This is a genomic window from Flavobacterium sp. ACN6 (genome assembly GCF_002304005.1).
GTDB lineage: Bacteria > Bacteroidota > Bacteroidia > Flavobacteriales > Flavobacteriaceae > Flavobacterium.
The window spans coordinates 1-21,902 of record NZ_MRCQ01000023.1 but is presented as its reverse complement, the minus strand read 5'-3'; the positions used below and the strand labels follow the sequence as shown (position 1 = coordinate 21,902).

At 35.1% G+C, this 21,902-nt stretch carries 13 protein-coding genes; 2 read left to right on the top strand and 11 right to left on the bottom strand.

Annotated features, from left to right (window positions below):
* The 11 genes from BSF42_RS21910 to BSF42_RS21860 all read right to left on the bottom strand — a co-directional run.
* Nucleotides 1-2,385 (bottom strand): glycoside hydrolase family 3 protein (locus BSF42_RS21910; protein ID WP_095955233.1); only part of this gene is annotated, 2,385 nt, incomplete at its 3' end.
* A gap of 12 nt (nucleotides 2,386-2,397) precedes the next feature.
* Entirely contained in the window at nucleotides 2,398-4,641 is a 2,244-nt protein-coding gene (locus tag BSF42_RS21905) for a GH92 family glycosyl hydrolase (protein WP_095955232.1), read from the bottom strand.
* 4 nt (nucleotides 4,642-4,645) lie between these two features.
* Complete coding sequence (locus BSF42_RS21900; RefSeq protein ID WP_095955231.1) at nucleotides 4,646-6,130, bottom strand: alpha-L-fucosidase; 1,485 nt, start codon at nucleotides 6,128-6,130, stop codon at nucleotides 4,646-4,648.
* A 36-nt stretch (nucleotides 6,131-6,166) separates the two neighbouring features.
* Nucleotides 6,167-8,020, bottom strand: a complete 1,854-nt coding sequence (locus BSF42_RS21895; RefSeq protein WP_095955230.1) for a beta-galactosidase family protein — start codon at nucleotides 8,018-8,020, stop codon at nucleotides 6,167-6,169.
* A 164-nt stretch (nucleotides 8,021-8,184) separates the two neighbouring features.
* On the bottom strand, nucleotides 8,185-10,497 hold the full coding sequence (locus tag BSF42_RS21890) for a beta-N-acetylhexosaminidase (RefSeq protein WP_095955229.1): 2,313 nt from the start codon (nucleotides 10,495-10,497) through the stop codon (nucleotides 8,185-8,187).
* Between the two features lie 232 nt (nucleotides 10,498-10,729).
* Nucleotides 10,730-11,752, bottom strand: coding sequence for an isoaspartyl peptidase/L-asparaginase family protein (locus tag BSF42_RS21885; RefSeq protein WP_095955228.1), 1,023 nt, complete (start codon nucleotides 11,750-11,752; stop codon nucleotides 10,730-10,732).
* Between the two features lie 86 nt (nucleotides 11,753-11,838).
* The gene (locus BSF42_RS21880) at nucleotides 11,839-12,957 is read right to left on the bottom strand and encodes a putative glycoside hydrolase (RefSeq protein WP_095955227.1); all 1,119 of its coding nucleotides are present in this window, start codon (nucleotides 12,955-12,957) and stop codon (nucleotides 11,839-11,841) included.
* Nucleotides 12,932-14,005, bottom strand: a complete 1,074-nt coding sequence (locus tag BSF42_RS21875; RefSeq protein WP_095955234.1) for a carbohydrate-binding family 9-like protein — start codon at nucleotides 14,003-14,005, stop codon at nucleotides 12,932-12,934. Before BSF42_RS21875 ends, BSF42_RS21880 begins: the two co-directional genes overlap by 26 nt.
* Before the next feature lie 7 nt (nucleotides 14,006-14,012).
* The gene (locus BSF42_RS21870) at nucleotides 14,013-14,978 is read right to left on the bottom strand and encodes a glycoside hydrolase family 130 protein (RefSeq protein ID WP_095955226.1); all 966 of its coding nucleotides are present in this window, start codon (nucleotides 14,976-14,978) and stop codon (nucleotides 14,013-14,015) included.
* A gap of 529 nt (nucleotides 14,979-15,507) precedes the next feature.
* Nucleotides 15,508-17,385: a sodium:solute symporter family protein gene (locus tag BSF42_RS21865; protein WP_095955225.1), complete on the bottom strand. Its 1,878-nt coding sequence runs from the start codon at nucleotides 17,383-17,385 to the stop codon at nucleotides 15,508-15,510.
* A gap of 21 nt (nucleotides 17,386-17,406) precedes the next feature.
* Entirely contained in the window at nucleotides 17,407-19,647 is a 2,241-nt protein-coding gene (locus BSF42_RS21860) for a GH92 family glycosyl hydrolase (protein WP_095955224.1), read from the bottom strand.
* Between the two features lie 130 nt (nucleotides 19,648-19,777).
* Here BSF42_RS21860 and BSF42_RS21855 point away from each other — a divergent pair, with 130 nt between their 5' ends.
* The gene (locus BSF42_RS21855) at nucleotides 19,778-20,836 is read left to right on the top strand and encodes a sensor histidine kinase (protein ID WP_095955223.1); all 1,059 of its coding nucleotides are present in this window, start codon (nucleotides 19,778-19,780) and stop codon (nucleotides 20,834-20,836) included.
* 69 nt (nucleotides 20,837-20,905) lie between these two features.
* A complete protein-coding gene (locus BSF42_RS21850; protein ID WP_095955222.1) occupies nucleotides 20,906-21,619 on the top strand; it encodes a LytTR family DNA-binding domain-containing protein in 714 nt (237 codons plus the stop codon).
* The last annotated feature ends 283 nt before the right edge of the window (nucleotides 21,620-21,902 follow it).

The following is a 21,902-nucleotide window of genomic DNA, read 5'->3' as shown; positions in this document are numbered from 1 at the left end:
CACATCAACAGAAACTTTCAATTCACCATTAGGTTTAATTTCTTTTGAACTGATTTTTAAATTTGAATACTCAAACTTTGTATAACTCAATCCATAACCAAACGTATATAATGGATGTTCGCTTTCTGCTACATATTTATGTATTGCAGATGGTTTTTGGTTATAATATATAGGTAACTGTCCAACTGATTTTGGAACTGTAATCGGTAATCTTCCCCCTGGATTGTAATCTCCAAACAAAACATCAGCCACTGCTCTTCCTCCTAATTCTCCAGGGAACCATCCTTCCAAAAGTGCAGGAATGTTTTCTGCAATCCAATTTGTAGAAAGCGGACGACCATTTAATAATACACAAACTACAGGAGTTCCTGTTTTTTGGATCTCTTCGATCAATTGCTGCTGTATTCCAAATAAGTCTAAAGAAGCCACATCTCTGTTTTCTTCTACCAATTCGTTAGATTCTCCTAAAACAACAATCGCAACATCAGCTTTTTTAGCAGCTTCGATTGCCGGCTGTAAGTTTACTTTTTCTAAATTCCAACGGAAATGAGCTCTGGCACCCCAGCCTCCTTCCCACATTTCAATGCGGACTTTGTATTTTTTACCTTTTTCAATGTTTTTTGGAACCGTCACCATACTTGTTGCTCCTTTTGTCCAGTTGTCGATTACCAGTTGGTCATCAATATACATTCTAATTCCGTCATCAGAACTTAAACCTAGCCAGCCGTCAAGTGCTTGATCTGATTTTAAGAATCCTGTCCATCTGATAGAGAAGTCATCTACATTAACACCATCTCCAGGCGCCCAAGGCCAGTCAAATTCTAACTGACTATCGATACGTGTTAAAGCTGGAGTTCCTTCCAGATTTCTGTTATTAAAATATTCTCCTTTTAATCCGTTTTGAGATTCGTCTGGAGTAAATAAATATTTAGATGGAATAATCTGTCCTTTTACAATTAACGGAACTCCTTCTTCATAAACCACATTCGCAGTTTTTCCCACTAATTCCTTAACTCCTTCATAAACTGTCATTCCAACACTGTTTTTAGGAGCGTAACCACCCAATCTTGAAGCATTTGCATTTGGTCCGATAACCGCAATGTTTTTAAGATTTTTACTTAAAGGCAAAATGTTGTTTTCATTTTTCAATAAAACCATAGATTTTTGAGCTGCTTCTAGAGCAACTTGCTGATTTTCTTTGGTATGAAAACGTTCTTTAATCAGATTTTTTTCTGTGTACGGATTTTCAAATAATCCCAATAAGAATTTCAAACGTAAAATTCCTCCCGCAGCACGGTCGATATTTTCTGTTGTCAATTTCTTTTCATTTACTAATTCAATAATAGTATTCTGCCAGAATTCATTACTAAAATCGTAAAACTGCATATCAACACCAGCAGAAACTGCTTCTCTAATAGCATCTTTCGGAGAATCAGCAACTTTGTGAGTCGTTTGAATATATTTAATAGCTCCTAAATCGGAAACAACAATTCCTTTAAAACCCCATTCTTTTCTCAAAACATCTGTTAACAGCCAATGATTCGCTGCACATGGAATTCCGTCTAACTCAGAATACGCACACATTGTTCCCAATGCACCGCCTTTTGTAAATGCTTTTTGAAAAGATGGCAAATGATCTTCACGCGCTGAACGTTCTCCAACTAAAATAGGCGAAGAATTTCCTCCCGCCTGCGGAATACCATGAACTGCAAAGTGTTTAGGTTCTGCAATAATAGAACGATCCGATTTTAAATCGTCTCCCTGCAATCCTTTAATAAAAGCCAAACCAATTTCACTATTCAAGAACGCATCTTCACCAAAAGTTTCAGCAACACGCCCCCATCTTGGTTCGCGTCCTAAATCTAAATTTGGTCCAAAACCAAAATGCACTCCATGTGCTCTGGCTTCCATACCAATTACTTTTCCCACTTTGTCCATTACAGCAACATCCCAAGTCGCTCCAAGACCAATGTTCATTGGGAAAGCAGTACTTCCTTCGTCTAAATATCCGTGAAGCATTTCACACATAATCAGCGCCGGAATTCCCCAGCGATTTCCTTTGATTACATTGGTTTGAAGATCATTAATCATTTTAGCCGAACGCGGATAAAGATCATGAATAGCTCCAATTCCTAATTTTCCTATTTTTTCTGCCGATTTAGTTTTAGCAAAATCTTCTTTATCTTTAAAAAAATCCCCTCTGTACATATCCATCTGACGCACTTTTTCTTCAAGTGTCATACGGCTTAGCAAATCTTGAACTCTTTCTTCTACTGGTAATTTTGCATCCTGATATGGATACTTTTTTTGGGCATGGGCTTGGTTAAAAAAACCTACAGCCATTACAAAAATAATGGCTGTTTTCCTCATTCTTAATTGTAACATAGTTGTGTGTGTTTAGTTTTGAATCACTTTAAGCTTAGTTCCATTCACAAAATCATCGTGCGAAATAAAAAAGCTGTTAAGTGATTTTCCGTTTAGCTCAATCGAATTGATTTTTCCATCATTATTGATTTGTCTTTCAATTACAATGCTTTCTTTTTTATAATATCTTGGATCTAATTTGATCGTCACTCTATGAAACATTGGCGCTGTAATAGTGTAAATTGGATCTCCCGGAGAAATTGGGTAAATTCCCATCATCGAATATACCAACCAAGCCGACATGGTTCCAGTATCATCATTTCCTGGCAATCCTTTCGGTTCATTTTTGAAATATTCGCGAACCAGTCTTTTTACATTTTCCTGAGCTTTATATTCTTCGCCTTTCACATAATTGAATAAATACGGATTAGCAATGTCAGGCTCGTTTGCCATATCAAATTGTTTGATGTCGAATATTTTCTGCAATTGTGCAGAAAATGCTTGATCTCCGCCCATTAATTTTTTCAATCCGTTAATGTCGTGCGGCACCATAAAAGCGTACTGCCAAGCATTTCCTTCGATAAAACCAACATTTTCTTCAAAATTAGCTCCAGAAGCAGGATCAAAAGGTTCGTACCATTTTCCGTCAGCCGTTCTTGGTCGAAGCAGATTTAAGTTTTTATCAAATAATTTTCTGTAAGATAATGAACGCTCTTTAAAACGTTTTACATTGTCCTTGTCACCAAATTCGTTGGCCATAAGCGAAATAGAATAATCTGAAATATTGTATTCCTGAGTCGTCGAAACTGGACCTTTGTTGTTGGTTGTCAAATATCCTTTTTTGATATAATCTTTCAATCCAGGACGAAGCGGATTATTTTCAATATTATCTGCGCCTTTCAACATGGCATAATAGGCTTTATTAACATCATAATCACGAATTCCTCTCATATAAGTATCTGTAATTACTATACTTGCAGGATCTCCAACCATGGTAAAAGTTTCAGTCGAATTCAATTCCCATTTTGGTAACCAGCCGTTTTCATCGAACATATCCAACATACTTTTTACCATATCCGATTGCTGTTTTGGATAAACCAAAGACATTAACGGATGGACATTTCTATACGTGTCCCATAAAGAAAATACGGTATAACGAGTATCTTTGGTTTTAGCAATTTTAGTTCTTTTGATTACTGGATATTCTCCGTTAATATCATTTAAAGTATTTGGGTGAATTAAAGTGTGGTACAAAGCCGTGTAGAAAATTGTATTGTCATCTTTTGAACCGCCTTCAACCAAAATTTTAGAAAGTTCTTCGTTCCATTCGTTATACGTTTCTTTGTAAATTGCGTCAAAAGATCTGTTACCCACTTCTTTTGCTAAGTTTTCACGGGCATTTTCGATACTTACGTAAGAAATTCCGATCTTCACTTCAACCGTTTCTTGTTTATCGAATTTATAGGTAAAATAACTTCCAATACTATCCCCCACAACGGTTTTGATTGTATTTTCCATCATTCTGGCTTTTCCGTTGTAGCCCATCCATTGTGCTTCGACACCGTTGTATTTCGCAGGTTTTTTCCAAACTCCGAATTTATCGGCAGGTTTAGAAAATTGAGCCACAAAATAAACTGGGTAAGCATCTTCTGGACTGTTGTAACAAAATGAACCAACTGAACGCATTCCTTCAATTTCTGTAGAAGAAACGACTCTTATCATCGCGCCTTCTTCATTCGTTAATCCAACTCCAAGATTTAATAAAACATTTGACTGCCCTTTCGGGAAAGTGAATCTGCTGATCCCAACTCGTTTTGAAGCTGTAAATTCGCCTTTAACTTTATACTTGTCGATGTCTACGCTGTAATATGCGGCTTTTGCCACTTCATTCGAATACGTTGAACCGTATTTTAAATGATCGATTTCTACTGCTCCAGTCGTTGGCATCAATAAAATAACGCCTAATTCTGGACAACCAACTCCGCTTATATTTACCTGACTGAATCCTGTTAAAAATGTGTTTTCATGTACATACGGATTCGAAAGCCATTGACTGTCTTTTTCCATTGGAGTATTTTTTACTCCAGCCACATTAAACGGACTAATACTCGCCATACCGCGCGGTGCAATAGGACCTGGAAATGCTGCTCCAAAATTGGAGGTTCCAATAAACGGATTAACAAAATCAGCAGGTTGCTGCGCAAAAATGGTAATGCTAAAAAACAGCATGTAAAAGCTACATGCTGTTTGTGATATTATTTTTTGTATTGAAAACATATTGTTATCTGTTAATAGCTTCAATTTTTAAAGTCCAAGCTTCTTTTGCAGGAAGGTTATTTCTTAAGCTTTCTGGAATAATTACTTTAAATCCGTTTCCTTCTTTTGTCCATTTTAAAGAAGTGTTAGAACCTAACATGGTAATTTTTGTTCCTTTTTTAGGGCTGATAGATTTTACCGTAACTGTTGCAGGAATTTTATCTTCTCCGTCTTTCGCTAGGTAAAATGCAAATACATTTCCAGCTTTATTTTGTGTAAAACAAATGTTTTCTTCTTTGTAAGGCTCGATTGGTTTTGTGTTGTAAATTGCTGTGCTGTTTACTTTCATCCAATCTCCGTAAGCCTGTAATAAATCGTAAGCCCCTTTATCCCATTCTCCTTCTGGACTTGGCGCAACGTTTAATAATAAGTTTCCACCTTTAGCCACAATATCAACTAACATATGAATACCTTGTCTTCCAGTCATGTAAGTAGCACCTGGAGAATAAGACCATCCACCGCCTGCTGGAATGCAAGATTCCCAAGGATAAGGAAGTGTTTTTTCAGGAACGCGGCCTTCTGGTGTTAAATAGTTTTGGTTTTTACCGTGAACTGCTCTATCTACAACGATCAATCCTGGTTGTTTTGCACGTGCTTTTGCAACTAATTCATCCATTTTAGGATCTTGATCTACAACTCTGTGTTTGATGAAACCGTTTTTAGATTCGTTTTCAGCAAATTTCTCATCGTAGTTTTCTTTGATGTTTACTTGATCTCTTTTTCTAACCCATCCTCCATCTAACCATAAGATGTCTACTTTACCATAATTAGAAAGGATTTCTAAGATTTGGTTGTGTGTGAAATCAACATATTTCTGCCATTTTTCTGGATATAATGACGGATCGTAGTTTACGTTTCTGTCAAATGGTGGAAAGTAAGGATCCCAGTAATTTTCATTATGCCAGTCTGGTTTAGAGAAGTAAGCTCCAGTTGAAATACCTTCACCTCTAAAAGAGTTAAAGATCTCTTTTAAAACATCTGCTTTTGGGTTCGTATGAAAAGGAACATCTTTACTAGTGATTTTATAGTCAGAATATTTAGTATCATACATATTGAATCCATCATGGTGTTTTGTAGTAAAAACCATGTATTTCATTCCCGCATATTTAGCAGCTTTTGCCCACTTTTCTGGATCGAATTTTACAGGATTGAACGTTTTTCTCAATCCTTCATAATCTGCAATGTACTGATTGTAATTGGCAGGATTGCTCCCTTTTTTACGTTCACACCATCCATAATCTTCAGGACAAATAGACCAAGATTCTACAATTCCCCATTGGCTGTAAGTTCCCCAGTGCATTAGCAGTCCAAATTTTTTGCCTTGCCATTCGTCTAAGTTTTTTAATACTGCCGGATCTGTTTCTGGTACATATCTTTCATCTTCATATATCGCCTGAGCGAATATCTGAGCTGAAAATAAAAGGGCGATTATGAATATTCCTTTTTTCATCTTTAATCTAATTTATAATTTATTATTCTTTGTTTTTTAGTTTAATTTGTCAAGTATCGGCTGATCTGTAAAAATCAATTCTTTTTGGGTGTTTTCATTTAGCTGCTCCAAAACAACAAACTTATTCTCGCCTGCTTTCAACCAACAGCCTGGTACATAAAGTGTTTGTTGCGGTCCCACTTTCCAGTAGCGACCAAGATTGTGGCCGTTAACAAATACAATTCCTTTTCCCCAATTTGTCATATCAAGAAAAGTGTCGGCTGGTTTATCTATGTTTACTGTAGATTCATACAAAACTGGTCGTCCAGGTTTTATCGTTTCATTTTTAATAACTGGCACTTCGTTCATAGGCATTTTATACATTTCCCATCCACCACTAATTTCATATTCATTAATGAATACTGGAGAAATAATTCCTTTAGTATTATGTACTATTTCGGCTCCGTAATTAATACGTCCCATATTTTCAACCAGAATTTCTAAAATACCGTTAAAAGGGATAGAAAGTGTCAGCTCGTAATTTTTGAAAACTCTATTTAATTCACCAACCTTAACTCCATTTACATAAACTGTAGCAAAGTCTCTCAATCCCTCAATCTTTAATTTACCAGAAGAAATTGGCTGCGTAAATCTTTTTCGATACAAAACATATCCATTTCCCTGACCTAACTTTTCAAATGTTAATGGCTGGTCATTTACAACAGCTTTTTCTTTTTTTATCCAGCTTAAAACATCCATAGTGGATTTGACAGGCTGATTAGGATATTTTGTAACTGGTATTTTCTCTGGAATCGATGCTAATTTTGTTTTAGAATACTTTTGCATTACTTCACGAATAGCCATAAATTTTGGTGTTGCCCAACCTGCTTCGCTAATTGGGGCATCATAATCATAGCTTGTAATATCCGGCTGAATATCACTTTCTTCATTGTAATTAGCTCCAGAGGTAAATCCAAAATTAGTACCGCCGTGCACCATGTAATAATTAAAAGAAACACCTGCATCAAGGTACTTTTTGGTTTGACTTGCAATCTCCTCAGATCCAATTTTAATAAATGGTTCTGCCCAGTGATCCAACCAGCCAGAATAAAACTCTGCTACCATGTATGGCCCTTGTCCTTTATGGTATTTATCAACTTGCTTCTTTAAATTCTCAATATTTGATTCCCCATTTGCAGTTGGCAACACGCCTTCAACAGCACCGCCTTCAAACAACCAAGTACCGTCAGAAGTAAAAAAAGGCTCTGGAAACCCCGTTTCTTTAAGCATATTGTAAATTGCAGTTTTGTATACTTTATGATCCTCAGCACTAATATCGGTTCTTTGAGAAACATAAGAACCAAATTCATTTTCAGCCTGAACCATAATAATTGGTCCTCCCTGGTTAGCAAAATTTCCTTTTACCACTGCATACAAATGTTCCAGATACGTTTTGCAAGCTTCTAAAAATGCTTTGTTATTGGTACGAATTACTAAATCTGGATTATTTTGCAGCCACCAAGGGTAGCCTCCAAATTCCCATTCACCACATGCATACGGGCCTGGTCTAAGAATTACATATAATCCTTCACTTTTAGCAATACGTAAAAACTCAGCTAAATCTTTATTTCCCGTTTTAAAATCCCATACACCTGGCTCAATTTCGTGATAATTCCAAAATACGTAGGTGGCTACGGTATTCAATCCCATAGCTTTAAGCATTTGCAGTCTATGTCTCCAATATTCTTTAGGAATACGCTCATAGTGCATTTCTCCTGAATGTATTTTTACAATTTTCCCATCTTTTTGAAATTCTCCATTAGATATAGAAAATCCTTTGGTTTGCGCCGTAGTAAAAAACGGCATCAAGCAAATCAATAATACTCCGAGCTTAAATAATATCTTATTCATTTTTTTTTCAGATTATACATTTATGACTTTAAACTTTGTCAAAGTTTGAAACTTTGACAAAGCTGTCACAAGCATTTCACGTTAAACTATGTGTTAGAAACTAGTTTCTTTCAAAACTCTTTTCAAAGTCAAAAAAATCTATGTTTCTATGTGTTTAAAAATATTTAATTCACCAAAATCTCATCTACAAACAACCAAGAGCTTTCTCCTTTTGGGCTTTTCTTCAGGTTACCGCCAATTACTTTCACAAAACGTGCATTTTGTTTTTGGAAATTGATTTTGAAATCTTTCAATTCTGGAACTGCATTTACTGCATAAGGGCGAGTAATTTTTCCTACTTGAGTATATTTAATTCCGTCTGTAGAAATCAATACTTTTACTTGAATTGGGAAATTAACTCCTGCGCCTTGGCTTTCTAAAGCCCCAACTGTAACTTGTTCAATGCTTTCTACTTTTTCAAGATCAATTACCAATTCCATATCATTAACCAGCCAAGCTTGCCATTGTCCGTCATGGAAATTTTTACTTCCTCTGATTGTGTTTACCATTGTATTGGCATCGCCTTTATAATTAGAATTAAAAGGCGTTAGGTATTTCACTTTTTTCGAAAATCCCTTATGGAAAACAATAGTATCTGTGAATGTTTTTCCAACTGGTTTTTCATCCTGAAATAAAGAAGCTTTTAAAACTGTTGTTTCTTTAATTTCAATTGGACTTGTATATTTTACTGCATGATGATCAATGTTTTGATTTCCTAAAACATATCTAATGTCTGGATTTGGAAACTCATTTTTCAACTCTACTTTGATTTGTTTATTAGCCAAATCTGCTGTAGAAGAAGCGGTAACTAAATAGGCACTTTTCGCATAATTTATTCCTAAATAATCGTAACGTTTTAACAATGAAAACAATCTTGTTGTAAAGTCATTCCAATTGCGCTTCTCTTTCGGACTCCATAAAGTTTCTGATAATGCTGCCAATCTTGGAAAAATCATGTATTCAGAATCTTTTGGCAACGCCAAATGTTCTGCCCATAAATTCGCTTGTCCCCCTAAAACATGCCCCGCTTCCTGAGGCGTCATTGTTGAAACTACAGGATCAAATTTGTACACTTCACTTAACGGATTATAAGCATCAAAAGCTAAAGGTTCTTCGTTTTGCGGACCTTGATAAAAGTTGAAATAACAAGGAGTTTCAGGTGTCATAATTACGTCATGACCTTGATCTGCAGCTTCGATTCCACCTTTCATTCCTCTCCAGCTCATTACCGTTGCATCTGGAGCCAAACCGCCTTCTAAAATTTCATCCCAACCGATAACTCTTTTACCTTTTGAGTTGATGTATTTTTCCATACGTTTTACAAAATAGCTTTGTAATTCGTCAACGCTTTTTAAATGTTCATCTTTGATTCTTTTTTGGCAATGCGGACATTTTGCCCAATTTGTTTTCGTCGCTTCGTCGCCTCCAATATGAATGTATTTTGAAGGGAAAATCGTGATTACTTCGTCAATTACATTTTGTAAAAACTCAAAAGTCGATTCTTTTCCTGCACAGTAAATATCAGTCAAAGGCCAAACTCCCCCTGAAGGAACACCAATTCTCTGATTGAAACAGGCTAATTCTGGATAAGCTGCAATTGCAGAACTTACGTGCGCCGGCATTTCAATTTCTGGAATAATTTCGATTCCTTTAGAAGATGCATATTTTACGATTTCTCTTAATTCATCTTGCGTAAAGAAGCCACCATAAGTTCCTTTTTCGTCAGGACTTGTCGTTAATCTAGCATTCCAACTAGTGTTTTCTTGATCAACTCTCCAAGCTCCAACTTCTGTTAGTTTTGGATATTTTTTAATTTCAATCCTCCAACCTTGATCGTCAACCAAATGCAAATGTAAAACGTTCATTTTGTGCATCGCCAAACGATCGATTGTTGCCAAAATATAATTTTCATCGAAGAAATGACGAGATAAATCCAACATTAAACCTCTCCATTTAAAACGGGGTTCATCGTTAATCGTTAAACTCGGAATCCTCCATTTTGCAGAAGTGATTGTATATTTGCTTTCAATCGCTTCAGGAAGTAATTGTCTCACGCTTTCTAAACCATATAGAAAACCAACATTTCCTTTTGCAGAAATCACAATGCTTGTCGGATTTACATCTAAAACGTAAGCTTCATTTTTTAAATTAGGATCTACTTTAAACTGAACAAAATTGCTTATTGGAGCTTTTGTTGTCGTTTCTGGTTTCCATCCTGCAGCCACTTCAAATTTAGAAGCCAAAGCATCAGCCGCGTCTTTCTGAAAATCACCATTTACTATGAATTTTGTATCTTTTGTAAATTCAAAAAAACCTGTTTTAATAAAAGTCTGACTCGGTTTCGGAATGATATGAATATCACTTTCTGTGTAAACTTCTTGAGCCTGAGCCGAAAAAACTGAAGTGATTAGGGTTAATAGGAATAGTAATTTTTTCATTCTTTGTTTTTTGGTTTCTCTAACAGTTACTTATAAAGCTACTTTTAGAGATATAGTTTTTTAGTTTTTGTTTGTCATCCTGAGGAACGAAGGATCACACTAGGAATTCCTCAAAGAAATTCGTCAATCTTTGTCGATCAACTAGTGTGATCCTTCGTTCCTCACGATGACAAAACTGTATCATTAAACTTTGTCAAAGTTTGAAACTTTGACAAAGTTCTAAACGTTATAATTATTTATCCCAAGACATTTTAAATTTTGCGTCTTCCATTCTGTGACCTTTTACGTCATCAGAAACGGCGAAATTAAATCCTGATCTTAGGCTGTAACCTGCGTATTCTCCGTTTTTATTCAAAGCAATAAAACCAACTTGCAGATATTCCATGTCTTTGTGGTTTTTATGTTTGTTGTAAATACGTTCTGTGATTTCTTTACATGCTTCAAAAGGAGATTTTCCCTGACGCATTAATTCAACAACCATTGCACTTCCAGCAGTTCTAATTACAGCTTCGCCTAAACCTGTTGCTGCTGCCGCTCCCACTTCGTTGTCCAAGAAAAGACCCGCGCCGATTATTGGGGAGTCACCGACGCGTCCATGCATTTTCCAAGCAGCACCGCTCGTGGTACATCCGCCAGAAAGATTGCCTTCTTGGTCTAACATTAGCATACTTATGGTATCGTGATTTTCTATATTAATGACTGGTTTGTATTTGGAATCTTCCAGCCATTTTTTCCAGTCTTTTTCAGATTCTGGAGTCAATAAATTTTCTTCTTTAAAACCTTCAGACAAAGCAAATTGCAATGCTCCTTGGCCTGCCAGCATAACGTGAGGTGTATTTTGCAACACTTTTTTTGCAACAGAAATTGGGTGTTTGATTCCTTGCAGAAAGCAAACCGAACCACAATTACTGTTGTGATCCATGATACAGGCATCAAGAGTTACTTTTCCTTCGCGGTCTGGATATCCTCCATAACCAACACTGCGGACATTTGGATCTGCTTCAGGTATTTTCATTCCTGCTTCGATTGCATCTAAAGCTGGTTTTCCGTCTTTTAGTTGTTTCCAAGATTCTTGGTTAGCAGGCAGACCATGATTCCACGTCGAAATAATTATAGGTTTCTGCTGTTTTTTTTCTTTAGGTACTGCTTTTTCTTCATTATCATGATTGGCAGCAAATCCGCTTACACCCAAAACAGAACTAATGGCTAATGTACCTAAAGTTGTTTTCTTGATAAAATCTCTTCTATTTGACATGTACTTTGTTTTAATTCAACGTTGAGAAAAATGTTCTTAATGTTGCTAATTTAATCAGTTATAATTTTTAATCCGAGTAAAATCGCTTATAAACCTGCTTTTACTTCTTTTATAGTTTTTAAATTACTGTCTGATAAAGCATTTCCGTCAAAAAATGAAACTCCTGCTGCACCATTTTTCTTAGCTTGTAAAATCGCTTCTTTCAATTCTTCATCCGACTTTAAACCTGGAATATAAATTCCTGTATTTACTTTCGTTTGTTTTCCTTCTAAATCGGCAACTCCTTGTTTTGTTGCATAACCAACCCAGTCAATTTCTTCATCGTAAAAACTGTGGTAAATCATTGGATATACTTCATCAATATTCCATTTGTCCCAACGCTGGCGAACCATGTGATCTGCCATCTCTGGATAAGGAAATACTGCTGCTGTTAATTTTTTATTGTGTTTATGAGCAATTTTATAAGCATCATCTACAACTGCTTTTACTGCATTTAATCTGAAATTTTTCCATTCCATATCAATCGAAGTATTGTGGCTCTTCTTTGGATTTTTATGATGTTCTTTTTCAAATTTGCTTACACAGGCATCACAATAGCAGAAATCGAATTGTGGTAATTCTACATCTTGAACTAAGTTGTATTTTGGCAATAAACTAATTGGGAGGAAAATGTCTGGGAAACGTATATAATCTAAATGTACACTTTCAATTCCTTCTACTTTTGCTAAACCTTCAACCAAGTCTAAAACGTGATTTCTAGATTCTTCTTTTGTTGGACAAAGCCATTGGTAATAATCTACATAAGGACGGTTATCAAAACAAGATTTTCCTTCTTTACTTACTTGGTACCAATCTGGGTGCTGTAAAGCTACAGAATCATTTGGGCGATTCATGGCCATAATCCAAGCGTGAACTTTTAAACCTTCTTTTTTAGCCAGCGGCACTAATCTTGACAACAATTTTGGATCTGTTTGTGTGTTGATTAATACTTCGTCGATTCCGCCGTCTTTGTATTTTTTGAATTCTTTCGAATAATCAGCATCGGCTCTTTTGGCATCGGCAGTAATCCAAACACCAAAATTAAATGTTCCGTTTTCCTGCTCTTTAGCATCCTTTTGTCCGCAAGAGAATAAACTCAGCGAAAGCGCAAGAACTATAACTTTTGATAGTTTTTGTAACTTATTCGTTCGTAATAATTTTACCATCTTCTTTTATTATTAAGGTTTTGTTTGTGAACGGACTTTTTACCGAAATATTAAATCCTGATAAATGATTTTCTAAAACTGGTTTTAAAGTCTTTCCGTCAACAACTATATTTTTTTTACTGATACTTTGCAGTGATTTTGCCCAAGATTTATTTTTATCAAAATATCTCTTTTGAGCGCGGTATAAAGTATACAGTTCCCATTTTACTTTTTCTTCCTGCGGAATTGTAAAAGTGTCCTGAGCTCCTATTTCTTTTGAAGAAAAGTATACATAAGCCCATTTTTCGGGCTCATGCATATTGATGACTCCCATAGGCGACCAAACCCAATTGTATTCTGGGAGAAACTTTCCTTCTGAATCTTTTTTACGTTCGTATTTTCCGTCAACGACTGAATGCTGCCAATTTACTCGCGAGAAATTAACTTTCCAGAATTTATCTTTCGGAACAATATTATCGTGATAAGATGTTTTATAAACCGACCACGGAATTGCAATTTCTAATGTCCAGCCTTTATCAATATCTGAAGCATTATTTAAAGTTCCGTCTACTTTTACAGCCGATTTTAAACCTGTAATATTCCAATCGTTTAAAACTGTATTTTTTTCGCGATAGGGTTTATTGATAAATAAATCCCAAGCGGTATTCAATGCATTTATTTCTAATTCATAATAATTATGAGTGTCATTATCTGGATCAATAAAAACTTCAAAATCGTTATTGTAAAAAATAATCGTATCGCGCTGTCTTAGATTTGCCCAAACGTGGGGTTCTTCCATTTTAGCGAGAATATAGTAGTAATTATCGTCCCAAAGCATTTTGACCTGAGTACTGTATTTTGGCTTTTCAACTCCTTCTATGTCGACAAAAGGTGTTGTCCAAGATGCTTTTTCCCAAGCTTTGTCTGCTCCATCGCCGTCGATAGTAATTTCGCTTGCAGTTTTATATGCAATATAACTTTTTGGTGTAACCTCTTTTTCAGATTGCGCATAACCCAGCAGCGAAGAAAAAGTAACGGCTAGGGACAATAATTTACCTCTACTATGCATCATTATATTATAAACTATTATCTTTTGTAAATTGAATTACTTCACTTAATTTTCCGAAAGCGATTGCTACGTGAGTATCTGCAGCACCGTAATAAACGGCTAATTTATCTTCTTCAAAATCATGTAAAGCTGCACAAGGGAAAACTACGTTTGGTACATCTCCAACCATTTCATACGTTTCTGCCGGCCCTAATAAATACGGCTGTGTTCTGTATTTTACTTGGTCTGGCGAATCAACATCTAAAATGGCAGTTCCCATTGCATAACGGAAACCGTTGCAAGTATTAATAACTCCGTGGTAGATCATTAACCAGCCTTCGTCAGTTAAAATAGGAATTGGTCCTGCACCTACTTTTGTACACTGCCAAGCACTTTTCTCAAACTGACTTGGTTTCATTACTAATCTGTGTTCTCCCCAATATTTCATATCCGGGCTGTAGCTGATCCAGATGTCTCCAAAAGGCGTGTGTCCGTTATCACTTGGACGACTTAACATCGCATATTTTCCATTAATTTTTTGCGGGAATAAAACTCCGTTTCTGTTGAATGGCAAAAAGGCATTTTCACATTGGAAAAATTCTTTAAAGTCAAAAGTATAACCAATACCAATTGTTGGTCCGTTATAACCATTACACCAAGTAATCCAGTAACGATCTTCGATCCAAACCACACGAGGATCGTATTTATAAGCAGATTCAATCATTTCTGTATTTCCAGATTTCATCTCAATTGGTTCGTGGTTGATGTCCCAATTGATACCATCTTTACTGAAACCAGCAAAAATATTCATCTGAACTGCTTTATTATCACATCTAAAAACCCCAGCATATCCGTCTCCAAAAGGTACAACTGCACTATTGAATATACTGTTTGAAGAAGGAATCGAATATCTGTCGATAATTGGATTCTCAGAATATCTCCACATTACATCTTTACTGTTTTCGGGTCTGTCTTGCCAAGGAATAGTACTCATTTTTTGTTTTTTTTATTTATTAGTTTTTTATTCTTTTAATCTTTCAAACACATAGTGACATAGATGTTCTTTGTCTGCAAAAAGGCGTTTCCCTTGTATTAGCGTACATAGTACGTGCTTAAGTTGTCTCATTTTTGTCATCCTGACGAAGGAAGGATCACACTCAATACTCTACAATCCAAAATCGTCAATCTTTGTCGACCAACTAGTGTGATCCTTCGTTCCTCAGGATGACAAACTGTCTGGTTATAAAACTTTGTCAAAGTTTTGAACTTTGACAAAGTTGCTGTACAAAGTAGCACGACCAATCTCTGCGTTCCCGTAGTTGAAATTACGGGCTATTTTTAAAATCTATAGTCCCGTAGTTGAAACTACGGGCTATGTTTAAAATCTATGTGTTAAAAACTAGTTTCTTTCTTTTATCTTTTTCATTATAAAAAAAAATCTATGTTTCTATGTGTTTAAATTTTTATCGAATCAAAATAATTACCTCTAAAATCTTGATTCTATACTCTTTATTCTATTTTCTTTAATCTTCAATCTTTCTAACTCTATCCAGCCAAGTAAACTTTAATACTGTAGTTGTCACTAAGAAAACTACTAAAGCAACCGCCGCTTTTGGATAATCTCTGATAATGAAATAAATTGGAAGCAGGATCATGCTTGACTGCCATACAATACCAATTAAACAATTCATCATATCTAAATAGAAATCATTATTCTTTTTGAAAGCCTGATCTTCTGCTTTTAATTGTTTGTAAACTGGATTCCAGAATCCCCAAGGTCTTACATTGCTGTAGAAAGATTTAAGCACTTCCATATCTGTAGGCTTACTTAAGTAAGTTCCTAAAAGACACCCTAGAATTGAGAATCCGAAAATTAATGGGAACAAGTAAATCGCGCGTACTTCTGAAAGTTCATGTAGAAATGACCCCACTTCTAGATTTCCTTTATTCTGATCTAAAACAAACTGAAGAGAAGCTGCGACTAATCCGCCTACCATTCCCCAGAAATAACCCCATCCGTTAAAACGCCACCAAATCCATTTTAAGAAGTTGGCCGCAACATAACCTCCGTACAAAGCACTCGTAATCCAAAGGGTTAATGAGTTGATCGAATCTGCGAAGAATCCCATGAAAACTCCAAGACCAACCACCATAAATGATGAAATCTGACTTACTTTAATATAATGTGCATTTGATGCAACTGGTTTGAAGTATTTTTTATAAATATCATTTACAATATAAGCAGGACCAGCATTTACAAAAGCCGAGAATCCAGACATAAAAGCTGCCAATAAACCCGCAAGAAGGATTCCTTTAATTCCAACCGGAATATAAAGATTTACCACTTTTGGCATTAATAATTCTAAATCTGCTCCTGTTAGGTTAACATTTGCATTTAATTCTGGCGCTAGGTTTACCAAGGCAATAACCACAATTCCAGTAATTAATAAATATCTAGGAATGAATAAAATCAAGTTAGTAAAACCACTCATATAAGCTGCTTCTTTTACCGATTTTGTAGAAAGAACACGCTGTAAATCGTAACTTGGTGTTGGACCTGCTACACTTGCAAAGAAACCTTTGAAAAGCGTCATTCCGATAAATGCACCAAACATTTTGTAACCTTCCGTATCAATTAATCTGTTGAAATTATCGAATTTATCACTCCATTGTGTTTCAAACTCCCATCCGAAGAAAACATTTTTCCACTCTGGAGTAATAACAGAGTTGATTTGAATATCTGTATAATTAATGAAAGCATAACCTGCGATTAAAACCCCAGCAATAATCATAATTACATACTGCACTACCTCTGTTGCAACTACAGAAAACATTCCCCCTTTTACGGTATAAATTGTAGTTAAGAAAATGATTAACAAAGCATACGCTTGTTCTGATGTTAAGAAAACAGCTCCGTTCATATGAACTGTCAAATCCCAAGGAAGAATAATGGTTACAAATTTTCCGATTCCAACGAAGAAATAAGCGATGAAACCAATTGTAGAAATTATAGCAAAAATAGCCACAATAATATGAGAAGCTTTTCCAGCCTTATCACTTCCAAAACGAGTTAAAATCCATTCAGATCCTGTCATTACTTTTGATCTTCTAATCCAGACCGCAAGGAACATCATTACGAAAATCTGGTTCCATATCGGCCAAAGCCACATAAACATGAAACTTTTTACACCATATAAAAATAAAACCCCAATCATCCAGGAAGTTCCTGAAACATCAAACATTCCAGAGCCATTGCTCAATCCTAAAAAATACCATTTGATTGTTTTTCCTCCAAGGAAATAATCATCAAGTCCTTTTGATGCTTTTCTTGAAATCCAGATTCCTATACCGACCGACATGACGATATAGATTAAAATGATTGATACGTCTATAATGTTCATTAAATATTTATTTTGAATTAGTTAGTTCAGACCCCAGTTTTTGTTTGGCTGTGCTCCCATTACAAAATGAAGCACACCGCCTTGCAGCAATTCTTGGTGAGAAATCGCTGTTTTATTAAATGCTTTTCCGTTTAAAGTCGCCGATTGGATGTAGAAATTCTTGTCTGAAACATTTGCTGCTTCAATTACAAAAGTTTTTCCGTTTGGAAGATTTAAAGTTGATTTCTCAAAAATCGGACTTCCAATTTCGTATTCTCCAGAAGCTGGGTTCATTGGATACAATCCCATTGAACTAAATACATACCAAGCCGACATTTGGCCGCAGTCTTCGTTTCCGCTTAGACCGTTTGCAGTCGTATTGTATTGTGTATCTAAAATATGACGCACCCAATATTGTGTTCTCCAAGGCTGACCTGCGTGATTAAACATATAAGCAATATGGTGGCTTGGCTCGTTTCCGTGCGCATACTGCCCGATCAAACCAGAAATATCTGCAGAAACATTGTTTCCTGTAATTTCAGAACTCTCTGTAAATAATTGTTCTAGACGTTTTGTAAAGTTTGAATTTCCTCCGTGAAGCTTAATAAATTCATCAACATTATGAGGTACAAACCAGCTGTGCTGCCAAGCATTTCCTTCTGTATAATCGGTATGTTCTCTGTGGTTAGAGTGTTTCGGGTCGAAAGGTTCGTTCCAAGATTTTCCATCTTCCGATTTTCCCCTCATGAAGCCCGATTTTGCATCAAATAAATATTCGTAAGCTTTTGAACGTTTGGAGAAAAACTCATAATCAGCTTGTTTTCCTAGTGCTTTCGCCATTTGCGCTATACACCAATCGTCATAAGCATATTCTAAAGTAATCGTAACTGATTCGTCTAATAAATTATAAGGAATATATCCATATTTTTTGTAGAAATTCAAACCACGCTCGTCCTGCATCATAGTTGCTTTCATCGCTTCAAAAGCTTTTTCGGCATCAAAATCTTTAATGCCTTTTAAATAAGCATCTGCAATAACCGGGATTGAATGATATCCCGTCATGGTATTGGTTTCGTTAGCATACAATGTCCAAACTGGAAGTATTTTTTTTGTTTCGTAATAGGCCAACATCGAGTTAACTAAATCTGAAACTTTTGCTGGTTCTAATAATGTCAATAATGGATTTTCGGCTCTAAAAGTATCCCAAAGCGATAAAGTTGAATATGCGGTATAATTTGAAGCTGTAATAATTTTATCGTCTTCTCTTCTAAATTGTCCATTTTTATCACTGTAGGTTACAGGCGCAACTTGTGTGTGATATAATGCCGAATAAAAAATAGTTTTTAGCGAATCAACAGGCGTTTCTACCTTAATTTTACCTAAAGCAGTATTCCAAACCGCTGCAGCTTTTGATTTTACTTTTTCAAAATCCTGATTTTCTGTGTCTAGATTATCTTTAGCATTTGCTACACTAACAGAAGAAAGTGCTACTTTAACGTCAAGTTCTTTAGAGTTTCCTGCATCAAAGAACAATTGTAATGCCGTATTTTCACCTTCGGCATCTTGGCCAGAAACTACTTTTTTATCAGCAGTAATAATAGATTCAATTATAGGTTTTGAAAACTTAGCTACAAAAAACACTTTCTGATTTTTTGCCCAGCCTGTACTGTAACGGTAACCGCTGATAGTATTTTTGTCTTCAATTTTAATTGACGTTTTTAGCGCTTTGTCCCAGTTAATCGCGAAACCAAGATCGACAACTACAGATTGTGTATTGGTATCATTAAAAGTATATTTATGGTATGCGGTTCTTTGTGTAGACGTTAATTCTACATTGATTTTAGGATCTTCAAGAAAAACTTGGTAATAACCCGGTACTGCTTTTTCGTTAACATGATTATATTTTGATTTATACGGAAGGAAATCGCGTGAAGCGGCTTTGGCGGTTAAGTCTAACTTTTTGTTTGTCGGCATAAATAAAATATCTGCCAAATCACCGATTCCTGTTCCGCTTAAATGTAAATGACTAAATCCAGAAACTATGGAGTCAGAATAATGATAACCGGAACACCAGTCCCAGCTTGAAATTCCATTATCTGGACTCACCTGCAGCATCCCAAACGGAACTGTTGCGCCAGGATAAGTATGTCCGTGACCACCAGTACCTATAAAAGGATCTACATAATTTGCTGCAAAATTTTGCTGATGTTTATTTTTATCTACATTTATTTTGCAACTTGCAATAAAAATTACCGTCAGAGAAAGCAGAGTAATTTTCCTCATATCAAAACAATATTAATTTAACTTTAAATTTAGATAAATTCAACTTTTACCAAAATAAATTTAGACGGACGACATTTAAACAGCTCTAAACATCAAAAAATAGTAATAAACGACATTCTAAAATACCATTATGATTTTTAACTCAAGCAAGCTTTACAGTTTACCTATACGCTATCATGTTTACTTTTGGCTCACGTATTTTTTATTTAATACACTGCGCTGGGGAAGCTATTTTAACGATTATGTATATTCCCTTAAAACTACTTTACTCGGTTTTCCAATTCACATGGCCTTATGCTATCTGAATATTTTAGTTTTGATGCCTCATTTGGTTTATCGCAAAAAATATGTCCTATATATAATAACAGTACTTTCGGCGATTTTTGTCATGGTGGTCTTAAAATTTAATTTGACTTATTTGTTGATTACACACAATGTATGGCCAGAAGGACCTGAAACCATTAATAATCTTACGCTAAATTATACAATTGATATGATGATGGGCGAATTATATGTAATGACTTTTGTGACGGCAATTAAAATTACTCTCGATTTATTGCAAGAGCAAAAACGTGTAACCGATCTGGAGAAATCACAACTAGAAACAGAATTATTGTTTTTAAAGTCCCAGATTTCGCCACACTTCTTTTTTAATACCTTGAATAATATCTATTCGCTTTCTGTAGAAAAATCAAACAAAACTCCTAAAATAGTTTTAAAGCTTTCCGAGTTAATGCGTTATATGCTTTATGAAACAAAAGAAAAGAAACAGTCTTTAGAAAACGAAATTCTCTGCATTCAGAATTATCTTGATTTAGAAAGAATTAGAAACGGAGACCGCTTAGAAGTTAATATGTACATTTCCGGAGATATTCATGATAAAGAAATTTCGCCGGTTTTATTATTGACTTTCGTCGAAAATGCTTTTAAACACGGCGTTAACAAAAACACTGGAAATGTTATTATTGATATCAATTTTAAGATAAAAGGCGATTTCCTTTATTTTATTATTTCAAACCCAATGCCCGAAATTACCGTACATAAAGATAATTTTAACAAGTCAAGTGGTATAGGTATTGAAAACGTCAAAAAAAGACTTGAGCTAGGATACAATAAAAGTGACTATAAGCTTTCATTTAAAAATAAAAAGAATATTTTTGTCGTCAAACTAGTCATAAAAGTCACGTAGCCCCGCTTTTAGCTATTTCGAAAACTATACCTACAAAAACAACTTATCGGCCTTAAATAATATTTACAAATGAAAATAAAGTGTTTAATTATCGATGATGAGCCATTGGCAATAAACGTTATTAAAAGTTATATTGAACAGATTGAAGATTTAGAATTAATAAACACTTTCAGTAATTCTATTGAAGGTTTAAATTTCTTAAAAAACAATACCATTGATGTAATTTTTTTAGACATTAACATGCCTGTTTTAGATGGAATAAACTTTATTAAAAGTTTAGAAAATCCTCCTCTGCTTATTATCACGAGCGCTTATGATCAATTTGCAATCGAGACGTACGAACTTGACGTTTTAGATTATCTGGTAAAACCAATTGAGTTTCCGAGATTAATGAAAGCCGTCAATAAAATCAATAAACGCCTTAATAACACCAGTAAAATTCCGCAGGAAAACAGTAAGGAAAACGCTTTTATTTTTGTAAAAATCGACAAGAAAAAAATGAAGAAAATTTTCTTGAACGAAATTTTGGTTATCGAAAGCTTAAAAGATTATTTAAAAATAAGCACCACTTCTGGAAAATTCATTATACACAGCACTTTATCTGATTTCACAGGCTTACTTCCAGAAAGAGATTTTATCAGAATTCACAGATCTTACACCATCGCAATTGATAAGATTGACGCCGTAGAAGGAAACAGCATAGAAATTGAAGGACTTAGATACGTTATAGGAAGATCTTATATTGACGAAGTAAAACAGAAAATTTTGAATTCTTCGATTTAGGGTTTTACCGCAAAGGCGCAAAGATTTACGCAAAGTTCGCTAAGTTTTTTTTAGTTTATATTTTAAAAAAGGATTATAAAAAAGTTCGCAAAGCTTATTCTTTAAGCTTTGCGAACTTTTTTATATATTTTCATTTAGAATAAAACAACCCTTTGTGAACTTTGCGTAAATCTTTGCGCTCTTTGCGGTTAAAAAAAAACTTCGCGGTTAAAAAAAACTTTACGGTAAAAACACAAAACGCATAAAAAACGAAAATGCGGCCAACCACGACCGCATTTTCTCT